Raw genomic sequence first — 19,721 nt, 5'->3', positions numbered from 1 at the left:
TTCACTTGAGAAACCGGCGAACCGCGGCCTTGTGCTCTTCACCGCAAAGAAGAATGGCCTGCATCGATGCGGCCATCTCCAAGGCTGCCGGCAACGATGTTTCCGCCGATTGGCGAACCAGTTGCTTGGCCATTCGCAAAGCGTGTGGAGGGCTGCTGGCGATTGTTTCAGCCAGTCGCTCCGCCTCCGCGTCCAATGCGTCGTCGGCCACGACTCGCGAGACGATGCCGGCATCAAGCGCTTGGAACGCATCGATGAATTCGCTGGTCAGCGTCAACTCCATTGTCTTGGCGACCCCGACAATCCGAGTGAGGAACCAGGCCCCGCCGATGCCAGAGACCAAACCGAGCCGCAGAAAGCTTTCCGAGAAACGGGCATTTTCCGCGGCAATGCGCAAATCGCACATCAATGCGACATCGAATCCCGCGCCCACTGCGGCACCATTGACGGCGGCGATGGATGGCACCGGCAGCGCATGCAACGCGCGGGGAATGCGATGCAGGCTACCCGCGAGGCGCTCCCTGACCGCCTCGACAGAGCCTTGCATCAGATCGGCGCCAGCCTCCATATCTTTCACGTTGCCACCTGTGCAGAAATGCTTGCCCGAGGACCGGAGCAACACGCAGTGCACATTCGAGAGCCCGCTCGCCCGCTCCAGGGCGTCTGCCAGCGCTTCGGTCATCGCCACATCGAGCGCGTTACCGGTTTTCGGCTCATTCAGCGTGATTGTCATCACGCCGTTGACGACGCGGGTCAAAACCAATCCTTCGCTTTGAGCGTCGTCGGTCGTCATGACATCCTGTCTGGTGTTCATTGCGTAGCGATTCATACAGATACTCACTTATTGAGAAATTCCGGCGCTCGCTTCTGCAAGAACGCCGCCATGCCTTCCTTCTGATCGTGCAACGCGAAGCCAGCATGAAAAAAGCCGTCGCTCGAATAACAAACCGTCGCCCAGGCGACGACTCAACGGATCGGCATATGTCAGCGCCGACATCGCCGCAATGTCAGCGCCCGCTGCAAATGTCTTGTCTGAGCCAGTGATGAAAGTTGCATGCACTGGGTCGTCGGCATCGATCCGACCAAGCGCGTCAGTGAGCGGATTACATGGATTGTCAGATGCCAGCCTGAGCAACGTGACCCGTCGATGCTTCTCGATAAGTACGGGAGCGCACGTCACACCCACCTCCTACAGAGAGACCGGCGCATCTTGCGCAGCGGCGGTCTGGATCACGCCCCGGCTGATCAGCCTGGTGATCTCCTCCTGGGTAACACCGTACTCCGCGAGAACCTCAATTGAGTGCTGCCCGACTAATGGCGCGGCAACGTCCGCGGCACGCGTATCGTCGCTTTTGCCGAAGACAAAGCCAGGCAGCCGCACCTTGCCGGCAATCGGATGATCGACGCTCGAATCGATTCCGCTTTCGCGATACTCGCGAGAATCCACCACCTCGCTGTACGTCGAAACCGGAGCGCACAGAATGTCGCGAGCGGCCAACAGCTCGAGCCATTCGGATGTGGTGCGGGTCGCAAAGCATTCCCCCAGCGCGCGGCGCAGGGCAGCCCGATTGCGCACGCGATCCGTGTTGGTGACAAAACGTGGGTCCGACTCGAGATGCGGCAAGTCAACCGCCTCGCAAAGCGACACCCATCTTTGCGGGTGATAAGCGGCAATCATCAGCCAGCCGTCACGGGTTTGGAAGGCTTCGTTGGGAGACGCATAAGGCGCGGCACTGCCGACCTTTTCCGGGTTGGTATCGGAGGCGAGAAACGACGTGAAGCCGACCTGTTGCAGCGCAATGGCGGCTGTGAACAAGCTGATGTCCAGGTACTGGCCGGCGCCACCGCCATGGACCTCGTGCAGCGCCGCGAGCACGGCGATGGTGGCCATATAGCCGCCCACCATGTCCGCCACCGGAACCGGTACCTTTAACGGCGCTGAGCCCGGCTCACCGAGCGTGCTCATCAGCCCGCTGGCGGCCTGAATGATGCCGTCCACGGCGGGGCGACTGCGCGCAGCGCCAGTTTGTCCAAACGCGGAGATCGAGCAGTAAACGAGCTTGCCGTGAGTCGCTTCAAGCGACGCATAATCCAGACCCCACGTTGCCATGACGCCGGGCCGGAAGTTCTCGACAATCACATCGGCCTGTCGAACCATCTCCCTTATCGTTCGCTGGCCAGCCTCGGTTTTCAGATCAATCGCCAGACTGCGCTTGTTGCGATTGACACTGAGATTGGCGACGCTCTCGCCGTTGATCCATGGCGGCCCGATCTTGCGCCCCAGCTCACCGAACGGCGGCTCGATCTTGACCACGTCCGCACCGAGATCGGCCAGCATCATGGAACAAACCGGCCCGGCCAGTACGTGCGAAAAATCCAGCACGCGTACGCCTCGAAGACTGTCTCTTATCATTTTTTCCTATCCGGTTCTGCGCTGCAAATGACATTCGTGTCACCGATTTGCAGCCATTGAGAACAGGATAGAGAGCGCAATCCGCGTGGACAAACGACTTTATCGACCGTACCTTTTGACTTTTTGTAAAGTCATGCGCCCCGCCATCAGCGCTAGCTGTGCACCACCGTGGCAAGCCATTCGCGAAGCGCGCGCAACGCCGCTGTCTGCCGCTTGCCCGAGGGCCATGCGAAATAGTAGGTGTACGCGCCGCGATCGAGTGTCGGCCCAAACGGGATGACCAGCGTGCCGTCGGCCAAATCCTTCTCGACCAGCGCCTTCTGTGCGATCGCCACGCCGTGCCCCTCGATCGCCGCCTGGTATGCCAGCAGCGATGTCTCATAACGCATGCCGCGCTGCGCGTTGATTCTCGACACGCCCGCGGCGGCCAGCCACAGCCCCCAGTCGTCGGCGCGAGCGAGCGAATGCAGCAGTGTTTGACCTTCGAGCTGCCTCGGCTTTCTCAAGGTGAGCATGGGCGCAGCCACCGGCACCAGTTCGTTGGGAATCAGGCGCTGCGTGTTCATGCCGGGCCAGTCGCCATCGCCCAGTTGAATGCCCGCGTCAATGTCTTCCAGCGCGAAGTTCAGTGGCGCCGACGACGTGGTCAATTGCACATCGATGTTTTGATTTAGCCGGTGAAAGCTGGCCAGCCGCGGAATCAGCCAGCGCACCGCGAACGTGGCCGGCGAGCGGATGCGCAGCACATTGTCGCTCTGGCTGCCTGACACGATCGCCTCCGTCGCTTCGCGCAGCGTGGCGAAAAGCGGCATCAACTCCGACAGATAACGCGCGCCCACCGCGGTCAACACGAGACCGCCGCGCACCCGTTCGAACAGCGGCGCCTTCAGAAAATCCTCGAGTCTCCTGACCTGCCGGCTCACCGCCGCTGGGGTGACGGCCAACTCGTCGGCCGCCTTCGAAATGCTGAGCAGACGCCCGGTCGCCTCGAAGGCGCGCGTGGGATTGAGTGGCGGAAGCGAGTCGCGGCGGGCCATGTTCGAAGGTTGTCCAGAGAGTATGGGTTAGTGCGACGATACAAAAATCGATGGCGCACCTTCGTCGGGCAGCGCGAAATTGCGCTTCATGCGCGCGATTTCCTGTAATGGGCTGCCGCCGAACAGCCGCTTGAACTCGCGACTGAATTGAGACGGACTTTCATAACCGACCTGGCTACTCGCCGCCGCCGCGGTCGTGCCGAGCCGCGCCATCAGGAGCCGCGCCTGATGCAAGCGCGTGGACTTGATGTACTGCAGGGGCGAGGTGTCGGTCACCGCCTTGAAGTGCACATGGAAAGTCGGCACGCTCATGCGCGCTTCGGCGGCGAGTTCTTCCACCGTCAACGGTTGCGCAAAATTTGTATGAATCTTGCGGATCGCGCGGGAAATGCGGCCGAAATTGCCTTGGCGACTCAAAGCGGCGCGCATTGAGCCGCCCTGCTCGCCCAAGAAAACCCGGAAATAGATTTCCCGCACCAGCGCCGGCCCGAGGATCTGGGCCTCAAGAGGATTCAACATGGCCTGCAAAAAGCGCAATACGCTCTGCCCCAGCGGTATATCGAGCGTGGTCGTTGCCATGCCGCGAGGTGGCGTCGGCGTCAGCGCTTCGTGCTCCTCGAGCTGTAGCAGCAAATCGGCGGCAATGCCGAAATCCAGCCGCAAATAGATCGCCAGTAACGGCTCGGCTTCGCTCGCGTCGGTCTCCATCGAAAACGGCAACGGCACCGAGACCACCAGATAGCGCTGAGCATCGTAAAGATAGACCTGATCGCCCCAGAAGCCGCGCTTGCGCCCCTGGCACACGATCACGATGCCCGGCTCATAGAGCACTGGCGTTCTGGTCAACGACCGATTCGAACGCAGGAAGCGTATATCGGGCAGCGGTGAAAGGTTATAGCCCTCATTGGGTGCGAGCTCGAGCAACAACTCGATCATCTGTTGGCGCACGCGCCCCTGACGTTTCGATGAGGATTCCATGGCGGAGACAAAACAAACCTTAGCGGTCGACGAGCGCAGTTTCGCATCCAGTCGGCAAAAGCACCAGTCACTCATAGGATCAGGCAAGAATCACAGACGAATGCGCGTTTTCCGCCTTGTCCCGCGCTCATAACATTTCCCCAGGTTGTCGCGTGCGGTCGTGCCGAGGGCGCGTCTTCGGTCGACGCGCGTCGCGCACTTCGCCTGCTTCGGGCGTATTTCCCGCTCACGACAATCACCCTTCCAACATGGACTCAAGGATATTTCATGATCGAAGTCAGGAATCCCGCGGACGACAGCGTGGTGGGTCACGTCAAGCATCATACTGAGCGGGAGGTGCGTGAGGCGATCGATCGCACCTGCGCCGCTTTCCCTCAATGGTCCCGGACGCTGGCCAGGCAGCGCAGCGACTTGCTGCGCAAATGGTTCGAGCTGGTCAGGCAAGACAGGCAGGACTTTGCCGAACTGATCTCGCGTGAGAACGGAAAGTGCCTGACCGAAGCGCTCGGCGAAATCGACTATGGTCTGGGCTTTATCGAATGGTATGCGGAAGAGGCCAGGCGCGTGTATGGCGATACGATTCCATCGCACGCCGCCGACGCTGCAGTGCTGGTCACCAAGGAGCCGATCGGCCCGGTAGCGTCGATCACACCTTGGAATTTTCCGTTCATGATGATTGCACGCAAGGTCGCTACCGCACTCGCGGCCGGTTGCACGATCATCATCAAGCCTGCCGAGGAGACGCCGCTGACCGCCTATAAGTTGCTTGAATACGCAAGGCGCGCCGGCATTCCCGAGGGTGTTTTTGAAATGGTGACGGGCGACCCTGCGTCCATCGGCGGCATGATGACCAGCGACTCGCGCATCCGGAAGATTTCGTTCACTGGGTCGACGAAAATCGGCCAACTGCTCGCACGGAAAAGCGCAGATACGCTGAAAAAGCTGACGATGGAACTCGGTGGCAACGCGCCGTTCATCGTGTTCGATGATGCAGACATCGAACAGGCAATTTCAGGGCTCGTTGCGGCAAAACTGCGCAACTCGGGACAGGTCTGCATCTCGCCGAACCGCATCTACGTGCAGGCCGGCATTCACGATCGCTTTGTGCAGCGCCTGAAGGAAGCCGTCGAGCGAATCCGTGTCGACCAGGGATTACAGCCCGACTTCGTAGTGGGGCCGCTGATCAATCTGGCGGCACTCGACAAGGTGTCGCGGCTCGTCGAGCAGGCGCAAAAGAGCGGTGCGAAAACGTTGCTCGGCGGGCGGCGACACGACAACGGTGGTCTCTTTTATGCGCCGACCATCCTCACGAACGTCGCCGACGACATGGATATCTGCTCGACGGAACTCTTCGGCCCGGTATTCCCGGTTTACACATTCGCCTCCGAGAAGGAGGTGATTGCGCGTGCGAACGCCACCGAATACGGTCTGGTCGCTTACGCATTTACCCGCGATCTCGGGCGGGCATTTCGCCTCTCGCGCGACATCGAGGCAGGCATGGTGATCCTGAACTCAGGCTCGGTGGGTACGGCTTCCGTTCCGTTTGGCGGGGTCAAGCAGTCGGGCTATGGTCGGGAGGGAGGCTATTACGGCATCGAAGAGTATGTTCATGTGAAGTATGTGCTGATGGCTGGGTTGGCGGAGGCTGCCCAATAGGTCGATTGGGGGTGCGGACAAATACATGAACTACCTGGAGGTAGTTCATGTATTGACCCAGTGAGAACCCGCTCACATCATTTTCGAGGATCAGACGATGAGCTAGGCATTGGAAGAAGACAATGGGTGCGCATACATCGCTGGCGAATTCGCCCCACGAATATGTTTCATGCCCGGGTTGATCTTATGATGGGATCTGTTATCCCACGGGTGGCTAGATGAATTCCCAGCATAGTGAAAGCGATTCGCCGGCATTCTGGAGAGAGCAGGAGATGCTCCTTCTCCAACAAATAATGAGCCTCGTAGGCAAAGGGCTATCGCCGGACGTCATTCTTCGTGAAATGCTCCATCTGATGTCCGAGCTCCTCGGGCTGAACCGTGGGCGCATTGTGCTTCTGGACGATGCTGCGACAGACAGTTGCAGGATCCAATATGCGTATGGCCTCAAGCCGGACGAAATCGAACGGGGGCGCTACAAGGTCGGTGAAGGCATTACGGGGCATGTACTGCGCCATGGCCAGTTGACGATCGTGCAGGACATCGATCGAGACGATGTCTTTCTTGCGCGGGCGGTTACACGAGACCGCCTTCCGCCGGGGCCCGTGTCGTTTATCGCGCTCCCCATCCGAATCGAGGATCGAAGCGTCGGCGTCCTGGCGTGCCATCGAATTCGTGTCCGCAATCGCGCATTATCAAGCGACGTGTCTATTTTGCGGATCTTGTCGACGCTGGCCGGCCACCTTCTTCATCTTGATTCGATGATGAAGGCAAAGACTCGCGCACTCGAAGAGCAGAACGAGATGTTGATGCACGCGCTTGAGCATGAGAGCGCGAAGTACGGAATCGTGGGGACTTCGCCTGCGCTGCTTAAAGCGATTTCGGAGCTGGAGCGAGTCTCGGACGCATCGGCGAGTGTCTTGCTGCTCGGCGATTCAGGCACCGGCAAGGAACTGTTCGCCAGAGCACTGCACTTGTCGGGTCAACGCCGCGATAAGCCGTTCATAAAGGTGAACTGTGCAGCAATCCCCGACACGCTTTTCGAATCCGAATTGTTTGGCTACGAGCGGGGCGCGTTTACGGGTGCGACCGGTGTGCGAGAGGGGCTTTTCGAACAGGCCTCGTCGGGGACGATCTTCCTTGACGAAATTGGTGAGCTGCCTCTCACGTTGCAGGGAAAGCTGCTTCGTACATTGCAGGAGGGAACGATAACCCGGCTGGGTGGGACGCGTGAAATCAAGGTCGACGTCAGGCTTGTGGCGGCGACGAACAGAAGCCTGGAAACAGATGTTGCGAACAGCCTGTTCAGACAGGATCTCTACTACAGACTCAACGTTATTCCTATTCGTCTGCCATCTTTAGCCGAGCGCAAAGGTGACATTCGCGCTTTGGCATTGCATTTTCTCAGCCGTACAAACCAGGCGAACCAGCGCAACGTCAATCTTGCGCCTGATGCGCTCGCAAGGCTCGAGGATCATCAATGGCCTGGCAATATCCGCGAACTTTCAAATTTTATCGAACGCGTCGTGCTGCTCGCCGACAGGGCAATACTCCATTCGGAAGATGTTGAACGGTTTCTACCCGCGGCGGAACCGGCGCCACTGCTTGAGACTCCCGGTTCGACCCTGCCGCAGAGGGTTCAAATTCCGGAAGGGGTGCGTCAGTACATGGCGAACGACTCACATTCGGCAGATGAACTGCGTCAGGCGTTGCGCTCGGCTGGCGGCAACAAGTCGCGAGCAGCGCAACTCCTCGGGTTGACGACTCGTCAGTTCTCGTATCGCTGGCAGAAAATTTGCGGCTAGATGCGACTGACAATGTTCGACAAATTGTCGACATTGTAAACAAATTGCGATTGGGTACCGATTCGGCTTATAACGCGGTCTGTCATAAAAAATGCAATAAATACAGCACCTTATAGATTTTTATTTCCCCTGGCACGGTCTTTGCATTGATGGATGTGCGATCTCGCAGATCGTTTCATCCGGCTCATACGCCACGTCTGTCACCAGGAGAATTACCTTGAGTACCGAAACCGTCACCACCTACCTGCGCCCCATCGACCGCGAAGGCCTTCTGAAGTTTGCCGCCGCCGGCCGTGAAAATCCCGAGCGCAAGGGCAGCAACAAGGTCCATACGGTCATGCAGGGGCAGTTCCGCTCGTGGAGCTATGTGGGCACCCACAACCCGGTCGTCGTGGACGAGCCGGTCCATCTTTTTGGTGAAAACACGGTGCCTGCGCCTGGCGAGATCGCGCTCTCGGCGCTGGGCGGTTGCCTGAGCGTCGGCATTACGGCGGTGGCGACCTACCGCCAAGTCAAGCTTTCGCGTCTCGAAATCTTCCTGGAAGGCGATATCGGCAATACCGCCGCGTGGGGTGCTGGTGGCGCCGAACGTCAACCCGCGCAAATGGGCTTCCAGGAAATTCGTGTGAAGGTCCTCATCGAGGGCGACGCCACGCGCGAAGCGCTGGACGACATCGTCAAGCACGCCAATCACTTCTCGCCCGTTGCAAACACCATGCGCAATCCCGTCCCGTTCAGCATCGCGCTCGCGGAGTAAGCCGCAGCACGCTCCATCACACTGAATAACGGGAGTATCGCATCATGAAAGCGGTTGAATTTCCTGGCGACCGGATCGATTCGACGTGGACCGATTCCCACGTCATGGCAAACGTGACGGCCATCTCCGACGGCCCGCTCGCGGAAGCCGCGCATCGTATTGACGAGGGTCATTACCCGCTCGAAATCCTGGGGTCGCTCGGCACCGCAGGCGCATTCGGCGCGCACCTCGAGCGAGGCGGTCGTCGGGTTGGCCTGGCGCTGGACGCTATGCGCGCTGTGAGTCGCCGTTGTGGGTCAACGGGATTTCTCACATGGGCACACGACGTCTGTGGGCTTTACATGGAGCAATCCGGTAATCCTGCGCTGACTGGCGAACTGCTCGATGATCACACGATGGGGCGTACCTTCGGGGGTACGGCGCTTTCGAACCCGATGAAAGCCATTGCCGGCATCGAAAAGATGCTGCTACGCGCAGTGAAGGTGCCCGGCGGATATCACGTCAGCGGCGCACTGCCGTGGGTGAGCCATATCGCGCCGGGACATTACTGCGGTGCCATGGCAGGCGTGTTCCGCGACGATGGCTCGGTGTCGCACGAGATTATGTTCCTGCTGAAGCTGACGCCCGAGGTCGTATTGCGCCAATGCCCGGAATTTTCGGGCATGGAAGGAACCAGCACCTGGGGCGTGCGCCTCGACAACTACTTTGTCGGCGACGCCGCAATGATCGCAGATCCTGCTCGTCCTCTCATTGCGAAGATACGCGCGGTATTTGTGTTGCTGCAAGCCGGGATGGCCATGGGCATCGCACAGGGCAGTATCGACTCTATTCGCGAAGTCGAGCCAGTCCTTGGTCACGTCAACCAATTTCTGGAAGACGGTCCGGCCGAGCTTCAGGCGGAGTACGACGAACTGGGGAGTCGCGTCGCCAAGCTTGCGCAGACGCCGTACGACGGCAGCAAAGACTATCTGCTTCATGTACTGGACGCACGCGTACAAGGCGCGCAACTGGCACTACGTGCTGCGAATTCTGCGCTTATGCATCAGGGCGCGCGCGGCTACCTTATGAGCGCCGCGCCGCAACGCCGTATTCGCGAGGCTCAGTTCGTCGCGATCGTAACGCCTGCCATCAAGCACCTGCGTTGGGAGATGGCTCGCCTGTCGAAAGAGGAGATCCCCGAATGAGCACCCCGACGAATTTGCCGTGGCGGCAATTCCTCTGTCGCGCCTGCGGCTTGATTTACGACGAGGCATTGGGCGACCCCGATAGCGGGCTTGAACCGGGGACGAGATTTGAGGACATTCCGGAGGACTGGGCGTGTCCGCTCTGTGGCGTTGTCAAGGCGGATTTCGAGCCTTACCAACCGTTGGAGTGCACTGCACGCTCGGACGATGCTGCGGTCGTTGCGCCGTCACGTGAGCTCGGCGTCGTGGTCGTGGGCGGTGGCATTGCCGGGTGGGGTGCAGCAGAGGCGTTGCGTGCGCTCGACCCCGCTGTACCGATTACGCTCGTGACCGCATGCAACGGCGACCGATACCTCAAGCCGGAACTGTCCGTCGCGCTCGGGCGCAGCCTAAAGCCTGCCGATCTGATTCGGGAGTCTGCCGTCAATGCAGCGCGGCGCCTCAATGTGCGTCTGATGACAGAAACGTTTGTCGTCGGCATTTCTCCGTCCATCAAACAGGTCCGTACCACGCGAGGCGCAATTCGCTATACGAAGCTGGTGATCGCGCAGGGCGCGCGCCCTGCACTACCGGAGCAGATGCCGGCCTCGCTTTGTTGGCGTGTCAATGATTTGGCGGGATGGTCGGGGATTCAGGCACGCCTGGATGGCGCGAAAAAGACCGTTGCGATCGTCGGTGCCGGGATGATTGGGTGCGAACTCGCGGAGGATTTTGCGCGTGCAGGTCATGCCGTGTCGCTGATCGATGTGAACCCCGGCCCGTTGGCCAGTCTGGTTCCAGCGGTCGTCTCTGACAGACTTTTGACGAGCCTACAGAATGCAGGTGTCAGATTCTTGGGGGGTCGTCGCATCGAGAGGATCGAGAAAGCGAAAAACGGCCAAAAGAACATTCAAATGCAAGGCGGCGAGCAAATTTGCGTTGACGAAGTCGTCGCTGCGACAGGCCTCGTCACCGAGACTCGCCTCGCAAAAATGGCCGGGCTTGCGTTTGATCGAGGCATCGTTATCGATCCGCACACGATGCAGACAAACATCGAAGACATTTACGCGATTGGCGATTGCATCAGCGTTGCCGGCGTGCCGTGCCGATTTATCGAACCGATCGTGCGTCAGGCCGGCGCGCTTTCGCATCACGTGCTCAACCGCGAGCATGCCGGTTATGTCCACAGCACGCCGCTGATTCGCCTGAAAACGAAGGCATTTCCCATCGTTATCCACGGCGTCCCGAGCGCCCATGGTACGTGGGGTGCTCCCGATGATCGAGCGGGTCAGATTCAGATTGAGCAGCGCCTCGATGGTCGAGTCATTGCCCGCATCGAAGCGGGTTTCGCACAGCAGCGGCTTGTCGCTTGAATGCCTTGCTGCCCGTAGGGCGGCTAACCCGAGTCCGGATCAAACCAGGTGCGTCGAACATGAAAGATGATAATCCGTATCGCCCGTATAGCCCAGACCACTCGCTGGAGCGCTGCTCATGCGGCATGCACGCCAGCCAGGACGAACACGATGCACGCAGCGGCGTTGTAGCTCACCGCCCGGTGCAGGATGAGGAGGTCCAGTCGCGCCATTTCCTCGAAATGGCGGCTGTCAGGGCGCTGTTCCCCCACGACGCGCTGCGCCGGCGATTCCTTCGTGCGGTCGGCATCAACGCCGCGCGTGCCGCCATTGCCAGCGTGCTCCCATTGGCCGACCTTCAGGCCATGGCGGAAGAAAGGCGTCCTCTGGAGAAGAAGGACCTGAAGATAGGTTTCATCCCGATCAACTGCGCCACACCGCTGATCATGGCGGACCCCATGGGCTTTTATCGGGAGCAGGGTCTCAACGTCTCGCTTAGCAAGACGGCCGGTTGGGCGCTGGTTCGAGATCAGATGCTTAATCACGCGCTCGACGCGTCGCATTTCCTGGCACCGATGCCGCTTGCCATTTCCATGGGGCTTGGGTCTTCCGCCCAGCCCATGCGCGTTGCGGCTATTCAAAACGTCAACGGCCAGGCAATCACATTGGCTTTGAAGCACAAGGACAACCGAGACCCGAAGCACTGGAAGGGCTTCAAGTTCGCCATTCCGTTCGAGTATTCCATGCACAACTTCCTGCTCCGCTACTACCTGGCAGAGCATGGACTTGACCCCGACCGTGATGTTCAGCTCCGCGTGACTCCACCTGCGGAAATGATCGCCAATCTGAGGGCCGGCAACATTGATGGATTCCTCGGACCGGATCCTTTCAATCAACGTGCTGTGTATGACCAGGTGGGTTTCATTCACATCTTGTCGCGCGACATTTGGGACGGGCACCCGTGCTGTGCGTTCGGTGTAGCGCAGGACTTCATTGACCAGAACCCGAACACATTCGTGGCGTTATACCGTGCGTTGCTGAAGGCGTCCGCGAGCGCTCACAAGTTAGAGAACCGTCCTGCGATCGCTCGCGCCATCTCGACGCCAAACTATCTGAACCAGCCGGAATCGGTCATTCTTCAAGCGCTCAATGGCCACTACGCCGACGGGCTCGGAAATGTGCGTGATCAGCCAGATCGCACGGATTTTCAACCGCTTCCGTGGTACTCGATGGCCACCTGGATGCTCACGCAAATGCAGCGGTGGGGCTACATCAAGAAGCAAATTTCCTACGACGACCTTGCCAAGAAGGTGTTCTTGCTTACGGATGCGAGTGCGCAGATGAAGGCACTGGGGCAAGAAGTCGACCACGATGCGTTGGCGGGCGGGATGCGGAAATTCTCAGTGATGGGCCGTGAATACGACCCTGCCAACCCGGCCAAATACCTTGCAAGTTTCGCGATCAGGCGGACCTGATTCAAAGGATATGAGATGACGTCTTCAATTCGATTGCAAGCTGCACTGGTGTCACTCGCCATGGTTGCGATTTTTCTCGTTTGCTGGCAATTCGCGACAACGGCAGGGAAGCAGGCTCAGCACGCGCCAATGACAGCGGCGCAAAAAGAGTATGCACAGTTGATGGGGCAGACGCCCGGCGACCCATCGTCGGCGCCGAAGAGCGACGGCTTCCCCACACCCGCACAGTTCTTTTCCGTCGCAGCGCAGAACCTCGCACACCCCTTTTACGATCATGGTCCCAACGACAAGGGAATCGGCATTCAGTTGGGCCATTCCCTTCTGCGTGTCGCCGGCGGCTACCTACTCGCCGTCGTCGTGTCGATCCCCTTGGGCTTCTTGATTGGCATGTCTCCGCTGCTCTATCGCGCTTTTGATCCATTCATTCAGTTGCTCAAGCCGATCTCGCCGCTCGCGTGGATGCCAATCGCGCTATACACGATCAAGGACGCCTCTATATCTGCAATCTTCGTGATTTTCATCTGCTCGCTATGGCCGATGCTGATCAATACCGCGTTCGGTGTCGCGAACGTAAGACGTGAATGGCTAAACGTTGCCCGCACCCTCGAAGTCTCGCCGTTACGCAAGGCCGTGCAGATTGTCTTGCCCGCCGCTGCGCCTACCATCATCACCGGCATGCGCATCTCGATGGGGATTGCGTGGCTTGTCATCGTGGCTGCCGAGATGTTGGTCGGCGGAACGGGCGTCGGCTATTTCCTATGGAACCAGTGGAACAATCTTTCGCTGACCAATGTCCTGTTTGCGGTGCTCGTTATCGGCGTGGTTGGGATGCTGCTCGATCAACTTTTTGCCCGCCTGCAAAAGAAGGTGACCTATGCAGAGTAATGACAATCGCGCCACGAGCGGCGGTGCGTTCATTGAGGTCGACAACCTCTCGAAGCGCTATCGCGCAGATCTACCGCCGGTCTTCGAAGACGTGACATTCAAGATTGATCGTGGCGAGTTCATTTGCGTAATTGGTCACTCCGGCTGCGGAAAGAGCACGATCCTGAACGTGCTCGGAGGGCTTGAGCAGGCGAGCGGTGGCGGTGCCGTCATGGGCGGGAGAGAGATTGCAGGCCCAAGCCTCGATCGCGGGGTCGTGTTCCAAGGTCATGCGTTGCTGCCCTGGCTCACCGCGAAGCAGAACGTCGAATTCGCCGTTCGCTCCCGGTATCCGGATTGGACGCGTCAGCAAATCGACGAGTGCGCAATGCGCTTCCTCGATATGGTCGGCCTCACGCGCGCGATCGACAAAAAGCCATCGGAGCTATCGGGCGGCATGCGCCAGCGAGTGGGGATCGCTCGTGCGTTCTCCGTCGCGCCAAAGATGCTTCTGCTGGACGAGCCGTTCGGGGCACTCGATGCGCTGACGCGTGGGGTTATCCAGGATGAACTTCTGCGCATCTGTCTGGCGACTCATCAGACCGTTTTCATGATCACGCACGATGTCGACGAAGCGATATTGCTTGCCGATCGAATCTTCTTGATGAGTAACGGGCCGCGAGCGCGCCTTGCAGAAATTGTGGTGAACACGATGCCACGGGAGCGAACGCGAGAGACGCTTGTCCATGATCCGCAGTTCTATCGGATTCGAAACTATCTCATCGATTTTCTGGTGAGACGCTCCGCCACGATTCAACAGGATATCGAACACGGTCGTGACACGCATCAAACGACGCAAATTGTTCGTCCAGGTTTGTCTCAGGACAACGTTACGGAGCTTGATCAAGGCCGTGCGCTCCGCATGGGCAATACGGCTTAATTTTCCAGTGGTAGTTTTTTTGAGGATAGTCACATGATTTCGAGTCGCACGCAGGTTACCGAGATGATCGTCTCGGCGAAGGTTCGCAAGGGCCTAAAGTGGGCAGATGTTGCGGAAAAAGTCGGCATGGCCAAGGAGTGGACGACTGCCGCATGCCTCGGTCAAATGCAGTTGAGCAAGGAGCAAGCTGTCGTCGTCGGTGAGATCTTCGAGCTTTCCGACGAGGCCATCGCATGGCTGCAAATCGTTCCGTATAAGGGCTCACTGCCGACAGCGGTTCCGACGGACCCGCTGATCTACCGCTGGTACGAGCTGGTGAACGTCTACGGCACGACCATCAAGGAACTGATCCACGAAGAATTCGGCGACGGCATCATGAGTGCCATCGATTTCTCGATGGACATTCAGCGTCAGGCGGACGCGAAGGGCGACCGCGTCAACGTGGTGCTTTCCGGCAAATTTCTGCCGTACAAGTCCTACTGACCGGCTGGCGGAGAGGCCTATGACGCTCACCGGGGTCATCTAAGGCCCGGCCATTGGCGCCGTGCCCGGCTTGACTGAAACTGGCGCGTGATGGCCGGGCACTACGTGCGCAATCGACGCTGCGACAAAGTGAAGCCCACGAAGTGAGTTTTGCGGAACAGAGGGTATTTTGCGGAACAAAAATACGGTGGATTTCCAGAAGGCAAAATCGCTGAACGCCTGATGGCGGAAAGCAGCCGGAGTCGAACCGACCTGGGAGCGGCTGACGCCCCCAACCGGGTTTGAAGCCCGGCCGCATCACCGGATACGGATGCCTTCCTTCGGACAACGCAATGTTGCTGGATCGATTGTCACGCACGTGCTCGGCCATCGCGTGAATGGCCTGAGTTCGGTGTCCAGACTGCCTTACGCGGCGCCCCATTCCCCCCCGGGCCGCCGAACATGCCAATCGCCAACGCGGCGAGTATATCCCGCACGATCGAAGAACTCCAGAATCTGGATCGCACGCTTGCGCCCCAGGCCCGTCGTGTCGCGAAACACACCCGCTTCCACCTTGCCGTTCGCGTCGGCGATCATGTCGGCGAGCGCCTGGACACTCGCGTCGTCGTAAAACAGGTCCTTGACGATCTGATGCACCCGTCCCTGCCTGGCAAGCTTGCGCAACACCGCACGCACCCGCTCTTCAGGCACGTTCAGCGCACGCCCCATATCCCGCACCCACGGCGGATCGAAGCGACCCCTCGCCACCAGTGGCACCAACGCCTCGGCCAACGCCGTCTCGTCGTCCGTCATCTCCACGCGGTGCGTCGGCAGATGCCACCACGCCCCCGTGCGTGCCAGCCCCCCGTCATGCAACATGGCCTGTACGAAGGCGCGCCAACGCCACGCATCCAACGACGGCCACGTCATGCGGCCCAGCCGTGCAGCATCGAGTCCCGGCTCGTCCGGCTGGCGCGCGTGATAGTCGCGCAGCACATCGAGCACGCGCGTGCGCACGGTGTTCCACGCCTGAGGGGCGAACGCGAGCGATTCCCCCTCCCCTCCCGCGAGCACCACCGCATTCGCCGGCCACTGCCATTGCCCCGCCGGCAACCCGGTGAGTGCAATGACCTGCGCGCTCGTCAGTCCAAACGCGGACTGCGCGAGTAGCGCATCCAATCCTTCACCATCGAGCGAGCGCGCCACGGCGTCGAGCCACGCCAACCGAGACGCGGAACGACGCTTTCGCTCCGGCGCCGCCGGGTCGAGCACCCGCCCGCCCCCGACCGTTGCCGTCGCCTGCGGATTGCGCACGATGAAGCGGTCGCCCGGCATCGTGCACACCGGCGCATCGAAGACCAACTGCACGCGCATCGTGTTCCCAGGGGCCAGCGCATCCCCCTCCAACAGTACCGTGCGCGCCTGCCCATGCGTCGTGCCAAGATGCACATGCAGTGGAAACCATTGCGTGAGGGGCGCACCGCCTTCAAGCCAATGCAGTTCGACATCGACATGTGTCGACGGCCCCGGCAATCCCGCCGCCACGATCCAGTTGCCCCGCCGAAGCTGGTCGCGCTCAACCCCCGCCAGATTCAACGCACAGCGCTCCCCGGCACGGCCCACGTCCACCGGCCGGTTCTGCGCATGCACGCTGCGCACCCTCACCGGCATGCCCTGCGGCATCACCCTCAGGGTGTCACCCACGCGCACCATGCCCGCAAACGCCGTGCCGGTCACGACCGTGCCATGGCCTGCCAGCGTGAAGACACGATCGACGGCGAGACGAAACAGCGCGTCGTCGCGGCGCTTCGCATTCCCGGACGCGTGCATGGCCTGCGCCGCCTGCCTCAGATGCTCCTGCAGCGCCGCCACGCCCGCGTCGCCCAGCGTCGTCGCGGACACCGGCACGATATCGGCCTGCGCGAACGGTGTGTTCGCCAGGCATGTCGAAATCTCCCGCGCCACGGCGGCCAGCCGCGCCGGATCGACGCGATCCGCCTTCGACAACGCGACTACGCCACGCCGCACCCCCAGCATCGAAAGAATGGCGAGATGCTCGCGCGTCTGCGGCATGATGCCGTCGTCCGCGGCGATCACGAGCAGCGCGAAATCGATGCCGACCGCGCCGGCGGCCATCGTGTGAATCAGCTTTTCATGGCCGGGAACATCGATGAAGCCGAGCACCTCGCCGTCGGGCAACGGCGTGTAGGCGTAGCCCAATTCGATGGAAATGCCGCGCGCCTTCTCCTCTTTCAGACGATCGGTGTCGACGCCGGTCAACGCGCGCACGAGACTCGTTTTGCCGTGGTCGATGTGACCGGCGGTGCCCACGATCATGTGCGCAGCTCCGAGAATTGCAGCGCCAGACGCGCTTCGTCAGCCGCTTCGAGACATCGCAGATCGAGCCATAGCGTCTGATCGGCAATCCGACCGATTACCGGGTACGGCAGTGCGCGCAACGCGGCCTCGAGCGCCGCCAGCGCGCGGCCGCTGCCGCGTTTGCCGCCACCGGCCGGCACGATTGCCAGGCCATAACTCGGGAGCTGCTCGACCGGTAGCGCGCCGCTGCCGATCTGGCTCACCATCGGCGCGGCGCTCACGGTATAGGCATCGCCCAACGACTGCGCGAGCGCCGGCGCCAGACGCTGCGCCTGCGCCATCATGTCGGCGCGCGTTCGCGTGAGCAGCCGCAATGTGGTGAGCCGCTCTGGCAGATGATCGGGATCGCGATACAGTCGCAGCACCGGTTCGAGCGCCGCGAGCGTGAGCTTGCCCACGCGCAGCGCGCGCTTGAGTGGATGCTTCTTGATCCTTGCAATGAGATCCTTGCGCCCGACAATCATGCCCGCTTGCGGGCCGCCCAGCAGCTTGTCGCCGGAGAACGTCACGAGATCGGCCCCCGCGGCAATCGTCTCCTGCACGGTGGTCTCATGCGGCAACCCCCAGCGCTCCAGCGGCGTCAACGTGCCGCTGCCAAGATCGACCGCCACCGGCACGCCATGCGGCTTGGCAATCTGCACGACCTCGGCAACATCGACACTTTTCGTGAAGCCCGTCACCGCGTAATTGCTGCAATGCACCTTCATCAGCAATGCCGTCGTCTCGCCGATGGCATTGCGATAGTCGGCCGCATGCGTGCGGTTGGTCGTGCCCACTTCCACGAGCTTCGCGCCCGCGTGCGTCATGATGTCGGGAATCCGAAACGCGCCGCCGATTTCCACCAACTCACCGCGTGACACCACGACGTCGCGACGCTTGGCAAGCGTCGCCAGCATCAGCAGCACTGCCGCAGCGTTGTTGTTCACCACCGTTGCCGCCTCGCCGCCCGTCAACTCGCACAGCAAAGGCGCGACGAGGTCGTCGCGGTCGCCGCGTCCGCCCGTCGCGAGATCGAATTCGAGGTTGGCCGGCGCCGTGAGCGCCTGCATGACCGCTTCCACGGCAACCTCGGGCAGCAACGCTCGCCCGAGGTTCGTATGCAGCACCGTGCCAGTGAGATTGAAGACGGGACGCAGCGTCCCCCGGTTGCGCTCGGTCAGCGCGCGGGTCACGCGTGCCCCGAAGGCGGCCGGGGCCAGCGTGTCGTGTGTAAGCGTGCCCGCAAGCGCCGCCGCGCGGCACGCGTCGAGATCGCCGCGCAACGCGTCGGTCACCTGCGTGCGACCGAAGTCGGCCAACGCTGCCTGAAAGTCGGGCATCCCCAGCAGCCGGTCGAGCGACGGGAGATCCGCCGCCCCTGCAAACTCAACATCGTGCTCGGCCATCCGCACCCCCGCAATCCCTTAAGCCATTTCGGTGTTCTGCCAGAGCAACGGATTGCCGTTGGCCCGCGCGTACCCCGCTTCGCCCATCAGAACGTCGAGGGCCAGGCTCGCGAGATCGTCGGCAACCGGCTCCACGAAAGGATCCTTGTCCTGGTAGAAGATCTTGCGATAGCTATGACAGTCGTCGCACGACTCTGCCCGGATCGGGGATGACGCGACGCGTTTGGCCGCGTCGTCGAGCGCCGGACGACCATCGGCACCCTTGACAACGTCCCCTCCGGCATTTGCCGCCTGCAGGTCTGCCCCCGATGCCGCCGCATTTCCTGTCTTGTCGAGCACGTGATAAGCGACGTGCTGGCTCGCTTCGCAATGCGTACACTTCACGCGAACCATATGCCACTCGGTCGAGCACAGCCCGCACGCCAGATAACGATAGCCCTCATGCGCCCCGCCAATGCGAACTACGCTCGCCACCGGCAGCGTGCCGCACATGGGACAGACGTTGGGGACGTCGAGCATCGGCACTTCGCCCGCGTCGAACGTGCTTGCCACGCCCGTCCAGAGCACTTGCAGCGCCGCCGTCAGGAACGGTGCGCTGGCGGCATCGACGCCCTTGCCATGCCCGGCGAGCAACGATTGCGCCGCCGAGTCGAGCGCGGCCGGACTGGCGGCGCGAACACGCTCGAGCACCGTGCGCACCGGCGCCGGCAGGTTCGGCAGTGCCGACATGGCATCGAGCAGCCGCGCGAGCAATGGCTGCCACCGGCCCGCGTCGTACCCCCCGCTCGCAGGGACGAGCGGCATACAGTGTAATTGCGCCTGCTCGATCGATTCCGCCGTCGGACGCTCGGCCTGGAAGGTGTCGAGCACGCGCTGCTGCGCGTCGACGAGCGAGGCCATGAGACGCAGATAGTCGCCGAGCGGGTGGCCGTCGGCCAGCTGACGCAGACGCGCCGCTCGCGCCGAGAAGATTTCGGCGCGTTGCGGCATGCGCAGACGGGGAATGGCCGTGCGATCGAGCGACTCGATCTGTCCGGGTTCAAGGATGCGTTGCAAGG

General features: G+C 61.0%; 16 protein-coding genes, 1 tRNA gene and 1 pseudogene. 9 read left to right on the top strand and 9 right to left on the bottom strand.

Annotation, left to right across the window (positions count from 1 at the left end):
- Nucleotide 1: 1 nt before the first annotated feature.
- From PSO31014_RS08745 to PSO31014_RS08725, 5 genes and pseudogenes are all read right to left on the bottom strand, one after another.
- Nucleotides 2–793, bottom strand: a complete 792-nt coding sequence (locus PSO31014_RS08745; RefSeq protein ID WP_150551276.1) for an enoyl-CoA hydratase-related protein — start codon at nucleotides 791–793, stop codon at nucleotides 2–4.
- A gap of 44 nt (nucleotides 794–837) precedes the next feature.
- Nucleotides 838–958 (bottom strand): annotated as a pseudogene (locus PSO31014_RS22920) (enoyl-CoA hydratase); the annotation flags it as partial.
- Between the two features lie 231 nt (nucleotides 959–1,189).
- Nucleotides 1,190–2,413 (bottom strand): CaiB/BaiF CoA transferase family protein, encoded by a 1,224-nt coding sequence (locus PSO31014_RS08735; RefSeq protein WP_150551275.1) that lies wholly within the window; start codon nucleotides 2,411–2,413, stop codon nucleotides 1,190–1,192.
- Nucleotides 2,414–2,565: 152 nt separating this feature from the next.
- On the bottom strand, nucleotides 2,566–3,450 hold the full coding sequence (locus PSO31014_RS08730; RefSeq protein WP_150551274.1) for a LysR substrate-binding domain-containing protein: 885 nt from the start codon (nucleotides 3,448–3,450) through the stop codon (nucleotides 2,566–2,568).
- Nucleotides 3,451–3,477: 27 nt separating this feature from the next.
- The gene (locus PSO31014_RS08725; RefSeq protein WP_150551520.1) at nucleotides 3,478–4,428 is read right to left on the bottom strand and encodes an AraC family transcriptional regulator; all 951 of its coding nucleotides are present in this window, start codon (nucleotides 4,426–4,428) and stop codon (nucleotides 3,478–3,480) included.
- 267 nt (nucleotides 4,429–4,695) lie between these two features.
- On the opposite strand from PSO31014_RS08725, the gene PSO31014_RS08720 reads away from it, so the two are divergent.
- The 9 genes from PSO31014_RS08720 (at nucleotide 4,696) to cynS (ending at nucleotide 14,920) form a co-directional block, all read left to right on the top strand.
- Entirely contained in the window at nucleotides 4,696–6,084 is a 1,389-nt protein-coding gene (locus tag PSO31014_RS08720; protein WP_150551273.1) for an NAD-dependent succinate-semialdehyde dehydrogenase, read from the top strand.
- A gap of 218 nt (nucleotides 6,085–6,302) precedes the next feature.
- The gene (locus PSO31014_RS08715) at nucleotides 6,303–7,886 is read left to right on the top strand and encodes a sigma-54 interaction domain-containing protein (protein WP_150551272.1); all 1,584 of its coding nucleotides are present in this window, start codon (nucleotides 6,303–6,305) and stop codon (nucleotides 7,884–7,886) included.
- 217 nt (nucleotides 7,887–8,103) lie between these two features.
- Complete coding sequence (locus PSO31014_RS08710) at nucleotides 8,104–8,643, top strand: OsmC family protein (RefSeq protein WP_150551271.1); 540 nt, start codon at nucleotides 8,104–8,106, stop codon at nucleotides 8,641–8,643.
- Between the two features lie 104 nt (nucleotides 8,644–8,747).
- On the top strand, nucleotides 8,748–9,827 hold the full coding sequence (locus tag PSO31014_RS08705) for an acyl-CoA dehydrogenase family protein (RefSeq protein ID WP_246176555.1): 1,080 nt from the start codon (nucleotides 8,748–8,750) through the stop codon (nucleotides 9,825–9,827).
- Entirely contained in the window at nucleotides 9,824–11,179 is a 1,356-nt protein-coding gene (locus PSO31014_RS08700; protein ID WP_150551269.1) for an FAD-dependent oxidoreductase, read from the top strand. Before PSO31014_RS08705 ends, PSO31014_RS08700 begins: the two co-directional genes overlap by 4 nt.
- Before the next feature lie 59 nt (nucleotides 11,180–11,238).
- On the top strand, nucleotides 11,239–12,633 hold the full coding sequence (locus PSO31014_RS08695) for a CmpA/NrtA family ABC transporter substrate-binding protein (protein WP_150551268.1): 1,395 nt from the start codon (nucleotides 11,239–11,241) through the stop codon (nucleotides 12,631–12,633).
- Nucleotides 12,634–12,648: 15 nt separating this feature from the next.
- Nucleotides 12,649–13,518 carry a nitrate ABC transporter permease gene (gene ntrB, locus PSO31014_RS08690; RefSeq protein ID WP_150551267.1) on the top strand — a complete coding sequence of 290 codons (870 nt, stop codon included), beginning with the start codon at nucleotides 12,649–12,651 and terminating at the stop codon, nucleotides 13,516–13,518.
- Nucleotides 13,508–14,437 carry an ABC transporter ATP-binding protein gene (locus PSO31014_RS08685; RefSeq protein WP_150551266.1) on the top strand — a complete coding sequence of 310 codons (930 nt, stop codon included), beginning with the start codon at nucleotides 13,508–13,510 and terminating at the stop codon, nucleotides 14,435–14,437. The genes ntrB and PSO31014_RS08685 overlap by 11 nt, the downstream gene beginning before the upstream one ends.
- Before the next feature lie 33 nt (nucleotides 14,438–14,470).
- Entirely contained in the window at nucleotides 14,471–14,920 is a 450-nt protein-coding gene (gene cynS / locus PSO31014_RS08680; RefSeq protein ID WP_150551265.1) for a cyanase, read from the top strand.
- 223 nt (nucleotides 14,921–15,143) lie between these two features.
- Here the strand turns inward: cynS and PSO31014_RS08675 are convergent.
- From PSO31014_RS08675 to fdhE, 4 genes are all read right to left on the bottom strand, one after another.
- A tRNA-Sec gene (locus tag PSO31014_RS08675) sits at nucleotides 15,144–15,239 on the bottom strand.
- Nucleotides 15,240–15,325: 86 nt separating this feature from the next.
- Nucleotides 15,326–17,236 (bottom strand): selenocysteine-specific translation elongation factor, encoded by a 1,911-nt coding sequence (gene selB, locus PSO31014_RS08670; protein WP_150551264.1) that lies wholly within the window; start codon nucleotides 17,234–17,236, stop codon nucleotides 15,326–15,328.
- Nucleotides 17,233–18,663 (bottom strand): L-seryl-tRNA(Sec) selenium transferase, encoded by a 1,431-nt coding sequence (selA, locus tag PSO31014_RS08665; protein WP_150551263.1) that lies wholly within the window; start codon nucleotides 18,661–18,663, stop codon nucleotides 17,233–17,235. Before selA ends, selB begins: the two co-directional genes overlap by 4 nt.
- 18 nt (nucleotides 18,664–18,681) lie before the next feature.
- A complete protein-coding gene (fdhE, locus tag PSO31014_RS08660; protein WP_150551519.1) occupies nucleotides 18,682–19,710 on the bottom strand; it encodes a formate dehydrogenase accessory protein FdhE in 1,029 nt (342 codons plus the stop codon).
- Nucleotides 19,711–19,721: the final 11 nt, after the last annotated feature.

Source organism: Pandoraea soli, from assembly GCF_902459595.1.
In the GTDB taxonomy this organism is placed as follows: Bacteria; Pseudomonadota; Gammaproteobacteria; order Burkholderiales; family Burkholderiaceae; genus Pandoraea; species Pandoraea cepalis.
This window is presented reverse-complemented; position numbering and strand designations above follow the sequence as displayed.

What these genes read in the sequence shown, in the direction of transcription:
- PSO31014_RS08695 (WP_150551268.1), top strand. Translation starts at nt 11,239, where the DNA reads ATGAAAGATGATAATCCGTATCGCCCGTATAGCCCAGACCACTCGCTG.
- selA (WP_150551263.1), bottom strand. Translation starts at nt 18,663, where the DNA reads ATGGCCGAGCACGATGTTGAGTTTGCAGGGGCGGCGGATCTCCCGTCG.
- PSO31014_RS08705 (WP_246176555.1), top strand. Translation starts at nt 8,748, where the DNA reads ATGGCAAACGTGACGGCCATCTCCGACGGCCCGCTCGCGGAAGCCGCG.
- PSO31014_RS08725 (WP_150551520.1), bottom strand. Translation starts at nt 4,428, where the DNA reads ATGGAATCCTCATCGAAACGTCAGGGGCGCGTGCGCCAACAGATGATC.
- PSO31014_RS08685 (WP_150551266.1), top strand. Translation starts at nt 13,508, where the DNA reads ATGCAGAGTAATGACAATCGCGCCACGAGCGGCGGTGCGTTCATTGAG.
- cynS (WP_150551265.1), top strand. Translation starts at nt 14,471, where the DNA reads ATGATTTCGAGTCGCACGCAGGTTACCGAGATGATCGTCTCGGCGAAG.
- PSO31014_RS08700 (WP_150551269.1), top strand. Translation starts at nt 9,824, where the DNA reads ATGAGCACCCCGACGAATTTGCCGTGGCGGCAATTCCTCTGTCGCGCC.
- PSO31014_RS08735 (WP_150551275.1), bottom strand. Translation starts at nt 2,413, where the DNA reads ATGATAAGAGACAGTCTTCGAGGCGTACGCGTGCTGGATTTTTCGCAC.
- PSO31014_RS08720 (WP_150551273.1), top strand. Translation starts at nt 4,696, where the DNA reads ATGATCGAAGTCAGGAATCCCGCGGACGACAGCGTGGTGGGTCACGTC.
- PSO31014_RS08730 (WP_150551274.1), bottom strand. Translation starts at nt 3,450, where the DNA reads ATGGCCCGCCGCGACTCGCTTCCGCCACTCAATCCCACGCGCGCCTTC.
- selB (WP_150551264.1), bottom strand. Translation starts at nt 17,236, where the DNA reads ATGATCGTGGGCACCGCCGGTCACATCGACCACGGCAAAACGAGTCTC.
- PSO31014_RS08715 (WP_150551272.1), top strand. Translation starts at nt 6,303, where the DNA reads ATGAATTCCCAGCATAGTGAAAGCGATTCGCCGGCATTCTGGAGAGAG.
- PSO31014_RS08745 (WP_150551276.1), bottom strand. Translation starts at nt 793, where the DNA reads ATGACGACCGACGACGCTCAAAGCGAAGGATTGGTTTTGACCCGCGTC.
- ntrB (WP_150551267.1), top strand. Translation starts at nt 12,649, where the DNA reads ATGACGTCTTCAATTCGATTGCAAGCTGCACTGGTGTCACTCGCCATG.